The organism is Pseudoalteromonas sp. MTN2-4 (assembly GCF_042848605.1).
Lineage (GTDB): Bacteria > Pseudomonadota > Gammaproteobacteria > Enterobacterales > Alteromonadaceae > Pseudoalteromonas.
On sequence record NZ_BTGK01000005.1, the window covers coordinates 36,630 to 51,403 of the forward strand.

The 14,774-nt window shown below is 44.8% G+C and carries 10 protein-coding genes and 1 pseudogene; 2 read left to right on the top strand and 9 right to left on the bottom strand.

The features are described 5' to 3' along the window. Positions 1–102: 102 nt before the first annotated feature. The gene (locus tag ACGHEH_RS13135) at positions 103–2,676 is read left to right on the top strand and encodes a diguanylate cyclase domain-containing protein (RefSeq protein ID WP_390446103.1); all 2,574 of its coding nucleotides are present in this window, start codon (positions 103–105) and stop codon (positions 2,674–2,676) included. Here ACGHEH_RS13135 and rep read toward each other — a convergent pair. Then, a complete protein-coding gene (gene rep, locus ACGHEH_RS13140) occupies positions 2,665–4,680 on the bottom strand; it encodes a DNA helicase Rep (protein ID WP_390446104.1) in 2,016 nt (671 codons plus the stop codon). The genes ACGHEH_RS13135 and rep overlap by 12 nt on opposite strands. Before the next feature lie 161 nt (positions 4,681–4,841). Here rep and ACGHEH_RS13145 point away from each other — a divergent pair, with 161 nt between their 5' ends. Next, positions 4,842–5,114 (top strand): accessory factor UbiK family protein, encoded by a 273-nt coding sequence (locus tag ACGHEH_RS13145; protein ID WP_138477818.1) that lies wholly within the window; start codon positions 4,842–4,844, stop codon positions 5,112–5,114. A gap of 53 nt (positions 5,115–5,167) precedes the next feature. Here the strand turns inward: ACGHEH_RS13145 and can are convergent. The 8 genes and pseudogenes from can to ilvG form a co-directional block, all read right to left on the bottom strand. Further along, positions 5,168–5,823 (bottom strand): annotated as a pseudogene (gene can, locus ACGHEH_RS13150) (carbonate dehydratase). A 9-nt stretch (positions 5,824–5,832) separates the two neighbouring features. Then, positions 5,833–7,020, bottom strand: a complete 1,188-nt coding sequence (locus ACGHEH_RS13155) for a methyltransferase (RefSeq protein ID WP_390446106.1) — start codon at positions 7,018–7,020, stop codon at positions 5,833–5,835. A gap of 25 nt (positions 7,021–7,045) precedes the next feature. Beyond that, a complete protein-coding gene (locus ACGHEH_RS13160) occupies positions 7,046–8,128 on the bottom strand; it encodes an ABC transporter substrate-binding protein (protein WP_390446108.1) in 1,083 nt (360 codons plus the stop codon). A gap of 74 nt (positions 8,129–8,202) precedes the next feature. Then, positions 8,203–9,744 (bottom strand): threonine ammonia-lyase, biosynthetic, encoded by a 1,542-nt coding sequence (gene ilvA, locus ACGHEH_RS13165; protein ID WP_390446110.1) that lies wholly within the window; start codon positions 9,742–9,744, stop codon positions 8,203–8,205. A 2-nt stretch (positions 9,745–9,746) separates the two neighbouring features. Beyond that, positions 9,747–11,603 carry a dihydroxy-acid dehydratase gene (ilvD, locus tag ACGHEH_RS13170; protein ID WP_390446112.1) on the bottom strand — a complete coding sequence of 619 codons (1,857 nt, stop codon included), beginning with the start codon at positions 11,601–11,603 and terminating at the stop codon, positions 9,747–9,749. A gap of 119 nt (positions 11,604–11,722) precedes the next feature. Beyond that, positions 11,723–12,643, bottom strand: a complete 921-nt coding sequence (locus tag ACGHEH_RS13175) for a branched-chain amino acid transaminase (RefSeq protein WP_390446114.1) — start codon at positions 12,641–12,643, stop codon at positions 11,723–11,725. A 53-nt stretch (positions 12,644–12,696) separates the two neighbouring features. Continuing rightward, complete coding sequence (gene ilvM, locus ACGHEH_RS13180) at positions 12,697–12,942, bottom strand: acetolactate synthase 2 small subunit (RefSeq protein ID WP_058031265.1); 246 nt, start codon at positions 12,940–12,942, stop codon at positions 12,697–12,699. Next, positions 12,942–14,588 (bottom strand): acetolactate synthase 2 catalytic subunit, encoded by a 1,647-nt coding sequence (ilvG, locus tag ACGHEH_RS13185; protein ID WP_390446116.1) that lies wholly within the window; start codon positions 14,586–14,588, stop codon positions 12,942–12,944. The genes ilvM and ilvG overlap by 1 nt, the downstream gene beginning before the upstream one ends. Positions 14,589–14,774 lie beyond the last annotated feature (186 nt).

Below are 14,774 nucleotides of genomic sequence, written 5' to 3' on the forward strand. Positions count from 1 at the left end.
AACTCCCCTTTTTGCTCCCTATTTTCTCCTTGACCCTCCATGACAAAAGTGGAATCATAAGCTTAATAAATAAGCAATATTAATAATAATTGGGTAAAATCATTGGAAGATCCCGCACTTTTAGCTACTCGCCTAAAGTATAAAAATAAGAAGCTAAACAAGCTCTTACAAAAGTATAAACAGCGAGATCAATTACAGAATGCACTCATACAATTGTCTGAGCTGGCGAATACTGTGGCTGAGCTAACTCTGCTGTACCCGGCTATTCACGATATTCTTAAGCAATACTTACCTAGCAACAGCTTTTATGTCGTGTTGCAAAACCAATATACCCAGTCCTTAGAGTTGTCTTATTTTATTGATGAAAAAGATGGTATCTCTGTGCCAATTCAAGAGTCACATCACTTTTCTGAAGGTGTGACAGGTTTTACTTTTAGAAAAGGCGAAACCGTTCATATCAATAAGCAAGAAATGAGTCGTCTTAGTGAGGAAGGCCAGTTCAAATTGCTTGGTACACCTGCTGAGCACTGGTTAGGCGTGCCTATCCGCCAAAATAGACACATTATTGGTGTGATGGTGACGCAAAGCTATGAAGCTGCTCTAAGCTATAATGAACAGCAAGTGGAACTACTTGAATTTATCTCACTTTATTTGGGTACAGCCATAGAGCGTGTTAAGAAACGTGAGTTACTTGAGTCTGAAGTAAAAATTCGTACTCGTGCGGTCATGCAAAGTAACGAAGCGCTCAATAAAGAAATAGAAAGTCGAAAACGTGCGTTAGACCGCCAGCAAATTCTTTTCAAAATTTCTGAGCTAGCAACACAGTTTACTGACATAGACGATGTATACAAACAAGTACATCGAATTATTCGTTCAATTACGTTTGCTGATAATCTCTATATTGCTTTATATGACAAAGAATCTAACTGGTTAAGTTTTCCTTATTGTATTGATGAAGTTGGTGATTACTGCCCACGCCCTTTTGCAAGTGGCTATAGCGAGCTTGTTATTAGTACAGAGCGCAGTCAGCTAATTAACCGCAAACGTGCCGATAAGCTAATTAAACAACAAATCGTCATTCGCAGCGGTGATGATATTATCAAACCAGCAAGCAGCTGGATGGGTGCACCGCTCAAAACAGCAAATGGTGTTATTGGTCTCATTGCTTGCCAAGCTTACGATGACGCGTATGAATTCACGCATGAAGATCTTGAACTTATTTCGTTCATTTCAAATCAAATCGCATCGGTTTTACAAACCCATCTTGCCAATCAAGCACTGAAGCTAAGCCACCAACAGTTAGAGCAGCGCGTTGCAGATAAAACCAAAGCATTACAGCAAAGCAATTTGCATCTACAAATGCAAATTGAAGAGCGTAAAAAGATTGAAAAGCAGCTCTATCACGACGCGCATCACGATCCGCTGACAGGTTTGCCAAATCGCAGTTTATTCTTAACTCAATTAGAAAAGACATTACTCAAATATCAAAGACACCCTGATTATAATTTTTCAGTACTCTTTATTGATTTAGATAAGTTCAAAGAAATAAACGATGAGTTAGGCCATCAAGCCGGTGATCAATTCTTAATCTGGGTCAGTAAAGCTTTTGGTGAGTGTATTAGAGATCATGATTTACTCGCTCGTCTTGCTGGTGATGAATTTGTCATTTTATTAGATCACCTCAGTGATAAACAACAAGCTGAAGACGTCGCTAAACGCATTATAAAAGTGATGCAGCAGCCGTTCGTAATGAAAGGACAAACCGTTTACAGCGGTGCCAGTATTGGTATTACCTATTCAAACAAACGCTATCAACATATTGACGATATTATTCGCGATGCCGATGCCGCTATGTATTACGCTAAAAATGCAGGCAAAGGTCGCTATGAGTTTTATCACCCTCTGCTGACCGCAGGCACTACCTCAAATAAAGTTGAAGCTGAACAACATAATTTAAGTAGCTTAACGACACACTTTAGGTCAACCGATGTCATCGACTTCTCAAGTAATCAAGTACAGCTTCAGTTACTCGAGATCTTCGGCAATCATCCTATTTTAGGCAGCACCAGTTTTGATGTGTTAAAGAAGTTCACCGCTGAGAAAAATGAATTACTCGATCTCGAGTTTGCTTTATTGAAAAAAGCGCTGTTCTTAAGTGAAACACATCATCAAGAGCTTTTATTTAGCTGTGCCGCAGTCGTACTCGAAAGCGATAACTTTACACACCTCTGTCATTTACTAAAACAGCATAAACATAACGTATGCTTATTATTTAGTGAGGAAGAGCTCAGGTTTGCATCTAGTACGCAATTGCAAAACCTCGAAGCCCTTACGCAGATGGAATTTGCCGTTGGCCTTAATGACTTCGGTAAAGATCGTTGTGATTTAAGCCTGATTAGTAAAATTAACTTTCAGTACTTATTACTCAGCTCGACTTTTAGTAAGCGCGTTTTACAGCAACCTTGTTACGAAGTGCAGCTACAAGGTGTGTTAGCAGTGACTAAGATGCGTCACTGCAAAGTGATTGCCAAAGGCCCTGCCATTCTAAATTTCAGAACCTTATTAGAAAACCATGGCTTGCAGCTATTCTTCGGCAAGCAAGTTAACTACGATAAAAATACTCGAGGCAATTCTTTCATCGAACTCACCTCAGAGTCAGAACCTTTATCGCTTTAACATAGCACGTAAATTAGCAACGCGTGCTTGGCCTGATTGCATGCGTTCTTGTTGTGATTGCACCGTTTTCTTCTGACCTTCAATTTGTAAATCATCTTGTGGTAACTCTTGCACAAAACGACTCAACTCCGGTGTAGATACTTCACCAAACTGACGGCGATTCTTAGCATATGTCATAGTCAAGGTTTGCTGCGCGCGAGTGATCCCCACATAGGCAAGACGACGCTCTTCCTCTACATTGTCTTCGTCAATGCTAGTCTGGTGTGGTAAGAACCCCTCTTCCATCCCCACCATAAAGACGTGCGGATATTCCAAACCTTTCGAGGCATGCAACGTCAGTAACTGCACTGCATCGCTATCGTCTTCTTCTTCGTTACGCTCTAACATATCGCGAAGTGTTAGCTTGCTGACTACTTCGGGCAAGGTCATCGGTGGGTTATCAGCATCACCCGTTAACATATCGGTGATCCAACGATATAGCTCAGAGACGTTTTTCATACGCATTTCTGCCGCTTTTGCACTAGGTGAAGATTCATATAAATACGCTTCATAATTAATTTCACGTACCATGTCTTTCACCGCTTCTAATGTGTCTCCACGCGTTGCTCTATCTGAGAGCTCAACCACCCAACGGGCGAAACCCATGAGCGCATTAAAGCCACGCCCTGCTAGTCGGCTTGCCAGTTCAGGCTCAAAACACGCCTCGAATAAACTGATGTGCTTTTCGTTGGCTAAGCTACCTAACTTTTCGAGTGTAACTGGGCCAATTTCTCGTCTTGGTGTATTCACAATACGTAAAAATGCGTTGTCGTCATCCTGATTCACTAACAAGCGTAAGTAAGCCATGATGTCTTTGATTTCACTGCGTGCAAAGAACGACATGCCACCACTTATTTTGTAAGGAATGCGGTTACTCATTAGCGCTTTTTCAAACACTCGCGCTTGGTGGTTACCGCGATATAAAATGGCGTAATCTTTATAACTGGTACGCTTCATAAACTTATGGGAGATGATTTCGGCAACTACGCGTTCTGCTTCGTGCTCTTCGTCTTTGGTCGCTATCACTCGAATTGGGTCGCCATAACCGAGTTCACTAAACAGCTTTTTATCAAATTCATGCGGGTTATTGGCGATCAAAATATTCGCAGCTTTCAGAATTCGCCCTGCACTTCGGTAATTTTGCTCCAGCTTAATCAAGCGTAATCCTGGGAAATCTTTTGATAGCAATACTAGGTTTTGCGGCTTTGCCCCACGCCAAGAATAAATTGATTGGTCATCATCCCCTACCACGGTAAAGCGCGCACGCTCACCCACCAGCAATTTAACCAACTGATACTGGCTGGTATTGGTATCTTGATATTCATCCACCAGCAAATAACGAAAACGCGCCTGCCAGCGCTCTCTCACATCTGGGTTTTGCGCCAACAGTAAAGTTGGGATCATAATTAAGTCATCAAAATCTAACGCGTTATATGCACGTAACTGCACCGCATAACGGGCATAGAGTTGCGCGAACAAGGCTTTCTGTGGTTCACGGGCTTCGCGAATAGCGCGTTCAGGTAAAATAAGCTCATTCTTCCAACTGCCAATTTGCATCTTCAGCAAATTCAGTAAATCTTTATCTCTGTCTAATTCTTTCTCTGTCAACTCTGCCAATAGTTGGTGGGTGTCTTGATCGTCAAATAACGAAAAGCCCGGTTTAAATCCCAGTGTTTTAAGCTCTTTTTTGATGACCTCTAAACCCAAGGTGTGAAAGGTAGAAACCCATAGACCTTTTGCCTCTTGCTTGCCCAGCGTTTGACTTACACGCTCGCGCATTTCTTTGGCAGCTTTGTTGGTAAAGGTTACCGCAGCAATGTTCTTCGCTTGGTATTCGCAATGTTGCACAAGGTAAGCAATTTTGTTGGTAATTACGCGCGTTTTACCTGAGCCTGCGCCCGCTAAAACGAGGCAAGGGCCACTGATATATTTAACCGCTTCATCTTGTTTAGGATTGAGTTTCATTTTTGGCAGGTCCGAAATTCTGGGGCGGTAATTCTATCGCAAAGCCCAGTGACTAACTAGTATGATTAAACAGCATTTGATCTAGAAAGGTGCCGAAACTAAACCGAATTTGCTACTATGGCGTAAGTTTAATTAATCGCCTTCATATCAGGTAATCAATCATGATCAACCCAGCTAAAATTGAAGAGATCGCCAAGCAGATTTCTAGCAACATGCCACAGGGTGTAAAAACTCTAGCAGAGACTTTCGAGTCAAAAACCAAACAAGCTATCCAGAATAAGTTAACTGAGATGGATTTTGTCAGCCGTGAAGAATTTGATATTCAATCACAAGTGCTGATCAGAACCCGTGAAAAGCTGATGCAATTAGAAGAAAAAGTTGCTCAGCTTGAGGCGAAACTTGCTGAGCAAGATCCAGCAGATAAGGCTGAATAAGCTAATTCTATTTGTAAAAAGGAGCCTAGCAGCTCCTTTCTACATTCATATACTCATTTAAGATAACGCTCGGCAATATGTTCTACCGCCTTACGATGCATTAGGTCCACTTCACTGCCATGGCAAGTTTGCGAGTTGAGCGCTTTCAACAAGCCATCTTCTAAACCATACACCCAACCAGTACGGTGAGTTCTTGCTGTCTATACCAAGCGTCTTGCACCACATTGGTTAAACACACATTGCGCACTTGTTCAATGACATTCAACTCACACAGGGCTGCACAACGCTGTTGCTCAGCGACACTCGACAACAACCCTTGATGCTTTTCTTTTACATCGGCAACATGCCTTAACCAATTATCTATCAAGCCTAATCGCGCCTCATCTAATAAAGCTTGCACGCCACCACATCCATAATGACCAACGACCATAATGTGCTTCACTTTTAACACTTCAACAGCGTATTGCATCACCGACAAACAATTATGATCGGTATGAACCACCACGTTCGCGACATTGCGATGCACAAATAGTTCACCCGGCATTAAATCAACAATTTCGTTCGCTGGTACCTGAGAATCATAGCAGCCAATCCACAGATATTCAGGCTGTTATTGCGCAGCCAGTTTGCTAAAAAATTCTGGGGGCTTTGCTTGTGTGCGCTCTGCCCAAGCTTGATTGTTTTTAAGTAAATGGTAGAGGTCACACATAATTGGGCCTTAGTTTGTTATTTTATTTGCCTGAATGAGTATGTTGCGCGGCGTTAGAGACTTTTCACAAAACTCACTGAGTTGCACATCATAGCCCGCCTGTTGCAAATACAATGCTCTATCTAGTACCAACCACAATTCAATGGCTCGTCTGAATATGTGTCTTACTAACTCGATGCGGTCGGTGATTTTCTTTCTTTGCTCACCTAAGCGCAGATAATGCTGATAGTCACATGACTCAGGTAACTCTACCTGCTTTTGCTCCGCCGCCCACTGACAGAAATCAGCAAATTCACCAGAAAATATTTGTTTATTAATAGAAGGCACGCTGACATAACGCTCGATGCCCGTCACTTCTCGACGCAACGCATCAAAACCCAAACGCCAAGTAACCTCTGTTTGCCTAACCTTGGTCACTCTGCTCGGCGCCGTAACGGTTTCTTGCAGCGCTAATTTCATATCACTGTGAGTTAATTGCAGTGTGCTTTGTTTGCCCTCTGTACTCATGGCCTCATAAGTCGGCTCGGTAAACAAGTGATAACAGCAAGGCGATAAACTAATTTTGTCACACTCTGCTTTAATAGCCTGCTGGATAAAGACCTGATGCAAACGACCACAGGCATGGAGAGCCACAGCATGTTGTTGCTGGGTAAAACAGTCATCGGTGTTATCTTGCAACACATCCGCACAGCGAAAGTGCATGTTTAAGCCCTGCTGTTTTGCGCTATGCTGCCCTTGCTCACACAAATTGGCTTGTAATTCCACACTTTGCACATGCTGCGCACCTTGATGCGCCAAGATACGGCCTAAATGCCCTTTCCCTGCGCACCACTCTAATACTGGCTGCTCACCATTATCGAGGTGTGAGACAAAATCTTTTAGCTGCAGTAATTTACGACCTTTAATGCCGTTACTGAGCCAAAAAGGCAAATCGGCTCTTTGCTGTGCGCTATAAGGTAGGGAAATCAACTGTGATAACTCTTCGACAGCAGGAATAAAATCAGCAAACACTTCATAAAGACGAGTTTGATCTGCGTCTAGTTCTCGTACCTGCTCGTCACTGAGCTCATTTAGAAAATGTGTTAACTGTTCATCGCACCAAGGAAATTCACTGTAATCAAAAGCAACGCACTGCCAATAGGCGCGTGTTTGCTGCAAGCAATGATCTAACTGAATAAATAATGACGATAACGGCACAGCACTTCCCCGACGCGAAAAAAGGCTATTCTACCTCGTTTTCATTTTCTTGTGCTGACTCATTCAGCTTATAGCGACGCTTTTTGGTGAATATAAGGTGTAAGTAGAGAGGGATACTGAATAAAGTGACTGCACACGCTGCTATCAACATCCATGACCAAGGAAAAAGTGGCTCTGACGGTTTGAGCTCATAAATAAAGCGTTCTCTAATAGCGTCATATTGCGCCATATCTAAGCCATAAATTTGCCCTATCCATCGCCAATGTAACTCTGACATATTACCAATGCTCACCCCTGGTGGCGCGATATAAGGGCGGAGTTTTTCAGCTTCATAGGCAATTTGCTCTACGCTTTTATGTGTGGCGTATTTCTGGTGAGTGATTTCGATACTTTCTTGTAAGTGCAACATAGCATAACGCCAGCCCTGAAGGCTGGCTTGCTTAAACTTTTCGACTAGCTCAGGACGATGCTGTAAGACGTTTTCGCTGGTAAACAAAATATCAGCATATAAATTGAGCCCATATTGTTTTGGGCAAATTTGTCTAATGGCAACACCTTGTTGCTGCATCTCAAAAGGCTCATTAGAGGTATACACTTGTAAGGCATCAAACTTTCCCACCTTGAAATCTGCAATTGGCTCAAAGCCCGCATATAAAGAAATGTCATCTTTGCCGACACCAGCCTGCTCTAGCATCAGCATCAACTCTGCCACACCAAGGTGACTGACTCGTTTTCCTTTGAAGTCGACAGGGTTGTAGATATCACTGTCAGCTTTGACCATCCAGCAGTAGGGAGAAGATTGCAACATAGCAGCAATTGCAACTAGCGGTTTACCTTGTAGGCGATCGGCTAAAATACCTGAGTGAGTTACTCCAAAATGCGCCTGACCGGAGAGCACTTTAAAGTGGGTATCGGGATCTTCAATATCGGCCGGAATAATCGTGACATCCAAACCCACACGCTCATAAAAGCCTTTTTCCACCGCCATATAGTAGCCTGCAAACTGAAACTGATGGGTCCACTTTAATTGCAGCACCACAGACTCTAATGCAAAGGCTGGAGATAGAAAAAATAACAGTAAGCTTATCAAGCTAAACCGTTTGAGCATGAAAGTCCCTTGTTCTTCTAATTAGGCGTGACTAAACTATAGAAAAACAAGGGTGATTTGCAAGCACTAAGCGCTTAACTTGCTTGCTGTTGTTCAAGCTCCTGGTTCTGTAAATACTGAGCAAAACACGGGTTGTGAGTCTCGTCCCAATACTTATACCCTAACTTAGCAAGATGCAGGTTAAATAGACTCAGTTGCTCTGGCGCAATATCAAACGCAGCAAGCACATTCCCCTCTGCCGCACCATGATTACGATAATGGAACAAAGTGATATTCCACTCACTCCCAAGAGTTTCTAAGAACCGTGCTAATGCCCCAGGGTATTCAGGGAACTCAAAGCGATACAAATGCTCATTCAATGGCACTGGCGGTTTACCCCCCACCATATAACGAATATGCAATTTTGCCAGCTCGTTATCTGAAAGATCTTCAAAGCCATACCCATTGGTTTGCAGTACTGACTTCACCTCATCTAATTCTGGCTGCCCACCGCGCAAGCCAACGCCTACAAAGATTTGCGCATCACCTTCACCAGCATAACGGTAATTAAACTCAGTGATGGCTCTGCCCCCCAAAGCATGACAAAAGCGCTTGAAGCTACCTTTTTCTTCTTTAATCGTGACACCAAAAAGTGCCTCACTTTTTGCACCCAACGCGGTGCGCTCAGCAATATAGCGTAAGCGATCGAAGTTTAAGTTAGCACCAGACAAAACTGCGGCGAGTTTAAGCCCAGTCTGACCACATTGTTTGCTCCACTTAGTTAAGCCCGCCGTGGCCAATGCTCCTGACGGCTCAGCGATAGCACGTGTGGCAACAAAGATATCTTGCACTGCAGCACAGATTTCGTCTGAGCTCACCGTTACTACTTCATCACAGAACTTTTGCGCTAAACGAAAAGTTTCTTTACCTATGATTTTCACAGCAACGCCGTCTGCAAAACTGCCAACTTGCTCAAGTTCAACAGGCTCACCAGCAGTCAGTGCAGCATCTAAACAGGCGCTTTCTGCTGCCTCAACACCGATGACTTTAATATCTGGTCGTAACGATTTGATATAAACCGCCATTCCCGCGAGTAAGCCTCCACCGCCAACAGGAATAAATACAGCATCGAGGTTATGTAATTGCTGCATTAATTCACGAGCGACAGTGCCTTGTCCGATGATCACATCTGGGTCGTCAAATGGCGGTACAAATACCGCGCCTTGTTGCTCAGTCAGTGCATAAGCATGAGCTTGTGCGGCATCAAAATTATGGCCATGTAAAACCACTTCACCACCAAGGTTTCGTACTGAGTTTACCTTGATATCAGGCGTTGTGACGGGCATCACTATAGTCGCTTGATGACCTAAATGCGCCGCGCTCAATGCCACACCTTGGGCGTGATTTCCTGCAGATGCGGTGATCACTTTAGTGCCCTTAGGCAATTGGCGAAGCTTATTGTAAGCACCACGTAATTTAAATGAATAAACAGGTTGTTGATCTTCGCGTTTTAAAAACACCTGCTGGTTAAGTTGCTTGCTAAGCGAGGTCAGCTCGCTGACCTCTGTGACTTTCGCAAGCGGAGCCATATCCGCTTGGATGATGGCCCGAAAGTAATCGAGCTCTTGTGCCACCATGACTAACTTAACTCCTCGAGTTTCGCTAAATCACGCACCGCGCCTTTATCGGCACTGGTTGCTAATAAAGCATAGGCTTTTAGTGCTGGCGACACTAAGCGCTGTCTATCTAATGGCTTATAAGCGTCTTTGCCACGGGCATCTTGCTTTTCACGACGCGCAGCCATTTCAGCATCGTCAATTAATAGATGGATGCCGCGATTCGGAATATCGATGTGAATGCGGTCACCATTTTCAACCAGCGCGAGCGCACCACCACTGGCCGCTTCTGGCGAAGCGTGACCGATAGATAAACCAGAAGTACCACCCGAGAAACGGCCATCCGTTAGCAGTGCACAATCTTTATCTAGGCCCATCGACTTTAAATAACTGGTCGGATAAAGCATCTCTTGCATGCCCGGTCCACCTTTCGGCCCTTCGTAACGGATGACAACCACATCACCTTTTTGCACTTTACCATTTAAGATGCCATCCACAGCGTCATCTTGTGATTCAAACACTACGGCAGGCCCCGTGAAATCAAGCATTTCGTCAACTACACCGGCACTTTTTACAATACAACCATCTGGGGTCAGGTTACCTGAAAGTACCGCTAACCCGCCATCTTGACGGAAGGCGTGCTCAACACTGCGCACACAGCCATTTTCGCGGTCAATATCAAGGGTGTCCCAACGATACTCTTGGCTCATTGCCTGAGTAGTACGAATACCCGCAGGACCTGCACGGTAGAAGGTTTGCGCACGTTCATTATTGCTGTCAGTAGCATCCCAACGCTGTAACACATCGCCCAATGAACCACCTGCTACATGGCCTACTGATAGGTCTAACTTTTCAGCTTTGGCGAGCTCATTCAGGATGCCCATGATGCCACCCGCACGGTGCACGTCTTCAATGTGATATTGCTGAGTCGCAGGGGCAACTTTACATAAGAATGGTGTAGTACGTGAAAGGCGGTCGATATCACTCATGTCAAAATCAACTTCACCTTCGCGCGCCGCTGCTATCAGGTGTAAAACCGTATTCGAAGAGCCACCCATAGCAATATCTAGGGTCATGGCATTAGTAAACGCCGCTTGATTAGCAATGTTACGTGGTAAAACCGCTTCATTGTCGTTGCGATAATACTCATAACACAGCGCCACAATACGTTTTGCGGCACCCATATAAAGTTGATGTCGGTCTTTGTGTGTTGCCAAAGTTGTGCCATTACCCGGTAAGGCTAGGCCTAACGCCTCCATTAAACAGTTCATCGAATTCGCAGTGAACATGCCCGAGCAAGAACCACACGTTGGGCAGGCAGAACGCTCAACTTGTTCTGAATCTTCATCACTCACCGATGGATCAGCGCCTTTTACCATGGCATCCACTAAGTCAAGCTTAATATCAATGTCGGCTAAACGGGTTTTACCCGCTTCCATTGGGCCGCCAGAAACAAAGATCACCGGAATGTTTAAACGCAGTGCCGCCAGTAACATCCCCGGGGTGATCTTGTCACAGTTAGAGATACATACCATGGCATCGGCACAGTGGGCGTTCACCATATACTCAACTGAGTCAGCAATTAGGTCGCGTGAAGGCAGTGAGTACAGCATACCACCATGACCCATGGCGATACCGTCGTCGATAGCAATGGTATTGAATTCTCGAGGCACACCGCCCGCTTCACGAATGGCATCCGCCATTAAATCGCTGAGCTGATTGAGGTGCACATGACCCGGTACAAACTGCGTATAAGAGTTCACAACAGCAATGATCGGTTTTTCGAAGTCACTGTCTGTCATCCCTGTTGCACGCCAAAGTGCACGAGCACCTGCGCGTTGTCTACCTTCAGTGGTGGTCTTACTACGTAGTTTAGCCATGGTTTAGCCCTCAATAATATGCGGCAGTTTCTGGTTGCTTGCCGACTTTCCTCATTCCCAATATTCAATTCGTTGGCTGCTATTAAGGTCGCAGCCAGACCTTAAACGCCAAAAGCGTCTTAGTCGATATAAGTTAACCAACCGTTTTCGTCTTCACTTTGACCTTTTACTAAATCAAAATAAGCAGTTTGTAATAGCTCGGTGATCTCACCACGCTTACCTGTGCCAATTTCAATTTGGTCTACGCTGCGAACCGGTGTTACTTCCGCTGCAGTCCCTGTCATGAAGAATTCATCCGCAAGATAAAGTGCTTCACGTGCAATTGGTTCTTCGCGTACTTCTAAACCAGCTTTGCGAGCAAGGTGCATCATAGTGTCACGCGTCAAACCCGGTAAGATGGCCGCTGTGGTAGGGGGGGTGAATAACACGCCATTTTTGATCACGAATAAGTTTTCACCTGCGCCTTCACTTAGGTAACCGTTCACATCTAGCGCAATACCTTCAACATAGCCATTACGCTTTGCTTCACCTGAGATAAGTTGCGAAGATAAATAGTTACCACCAGCTTTAGCCGCTGTAGGCATCGTATTTGGTGCTAAACGATTCCAAGAAGAAATACAGGCATCAACACCCGCTTCTAATGCACCATCACCTAAGTAAGTGCCCCATTCCATTGCTGCAACGGCAACATCGGCTTTGTGTGATTTAGGATTTACACCCAAACCCACATTGCCTAAGAATGCGAATGGACGTAAGTAGGCATTCTTTAAACCATTTTCGCGTACCGCTGCTTTACAGGCTTCATTGATTTCTTCAGCCGTGTAAGGGATCTGCATACGATAGATTTTTGCAGAGTCGAATAAGCGTTTAGTGTGATCTTGTAAACGGAAAATCGCCGGACCTTTTGGTGTGTCATAGGCACGCACACCTTCAAACACTGAACTACCATAGTGAAGCGCATGGCTTAATACGTGTGTCGTCGCTTGCTCAGACGGTACCATTTCACCATTGAACCAGATCAGGTCAGATTTATTACTCATGTTTATTACCTTGTATTAATTATTCTTTTCTTTCGCTCTTTATAGCAGAGCAATTATCCAATAGCCTGTTGCTGCATCGGTTGCAGCTCAACCTGTTTTACCTCAACCAGCTTACTCAGTTGCGAGGTTAATAGATAGATGGGTTTGTCACTGTCCACGGTCATTTTGACTTGAAACAATTCATCTTGTCCCTCCAAGGCTAGGTCTAATAACTGGAATCCACGGTGACGGACCACACGTAGGAAACGTTCAATTGCGACACTTTGTTGTTTTACTGCAATATTTAGTTGGTGTTTCATTATGCATTCTCCGTCATCATTTCATCATTTGCGGCACCCGGCGGAACCAGCGGCCATACGTTTTCTTTATCATCTATACAAGCGTGTAAGATATAAGGCCCTTCAGATGCCACTAGCGCATCCACCGCCGCATCTACTTCGCTTGCATGGGTAATGGTTTGCCCCGGAATACCAAAAACAGCTGCAAGCTGCACAAAGTCTGGGTTATCCGATAAATTCGTTTCACTGTAGCGCCCTTCAAAAAACAGCTGTTGCCACTGCCTCACCATACCCAGTCTTTGGTTATCTAATATTAAGATCTTTACAGGAAGATTATTTCTGCGAATGGTGGCCAACTCTTGGATGTTCATCATGATTGACCCATCACCTGAGACAGTGATCACCATGTCATCAGGACGTGCGATTTGTGCACCGATTGCCGCGGGTAAACCAAAGCCCATGGTACCTGCACCGCCACTGCTTAAATGGTTGTGTGGGCTGGTGAATTTCATATGCTGCGCCACCCACATTTGGTGCTGGCCCACATCACAACACACCACGCCAGTATTTGGCATACGCTTACTGAGTTCATTTAGAAGATAAGGCGCAAAGACTTTTTCGCCTGGGTAGTCATAACGCCAAGCATGTATTTTCTTCATTTCCAAAGTGTGTGCTAACCACTGTGCATCTGTCACAAAGCACGCTAAATGAGGGATGGTGGCTTTAAGGTCGCCAATCATAGATGCCGCAGCGGGCTTGCGCTTGCCAACTTCTGCTGGGTCGATATCTAGATGGATTACTTTCGCCTTCGAGGCAAATTTAGAAAGATTGCCCGTTACGCGGTCGTCAAAACGCGCGCCGATACAGACTAAAACGTCACACTCTTGTACAGCTAGGTTGGCAGCTTGACCACCGTGCATACCTAACATGCCTAGGTCATATTCATAGTTAGGTAAAACACTGCCTAGCGCTTTCAATGTTGAAACAGCCGGCATGTGCGTTTTATTTAAAAATTGCATCAACTCAGCTTGCGCATTGGCGTTGTGCACCCCACCACCCACATAAGCCACCGGCTTTTTCGCTTGTGCTAGCAGTTGCTCCGCTTTGACAACTTCGTTCATGTCGAGCTCGGGCGCTTCTTCTTCAAGCGCAAGCCAGGGGTGAAATGGAACTTGTGCTAGCTGAATGTCTTTTGGAATATCAACCAACACAGGGCCCGGACGACCTGATAATGCTAAATGCATGGCTTCTTGCAATACTTCTGCTAAGTCTTCAGCGCGCTCAACCATGTAACTGTGCTTAGTGCACGAAAGCGACATGCCTAACACGTCAACTTCTTGGAATGCGTCAGAGCCGATAGCCGCCGTAGGAACTTGCCCTGTGATGGCCAACACAGGCACTGAGTCCATCATGGCATCGGCAAGTGAGGTGATTAAGTTAGTTGCGCCTGGGCCCGACGTAGCAAAACATACCCCTAACTTGCCAGTACTGCGGGCATACCCTACTGCCGCAAATCCCGCACCTTGCTCATGACGAGTTAGGTAATGTTTGACAGGCGCGCCATACAACGCATCGTAGATTGGCATGATTGCCCCACCAGGGTAACCAAATACCTCTTTAACGCCATGTTTGGCTAGTAAATCTATTAGTAACTCTGCGCCTGTCATCTTCGTTCCTCATTCCCAATCTGACTGCTATTTAACTTAAATTCGACCCTAAAACGAAAAAGCCCCCCGAACTTTTCAGTGCGGGGGGCTTTTTGCTTAATACTTTTCTTTCAGCACTAACCAGCCCCCGCGGTAATAATAATCACCACGTTGATAATCACGACTAGTAGAGAATGTGCTGTTTTG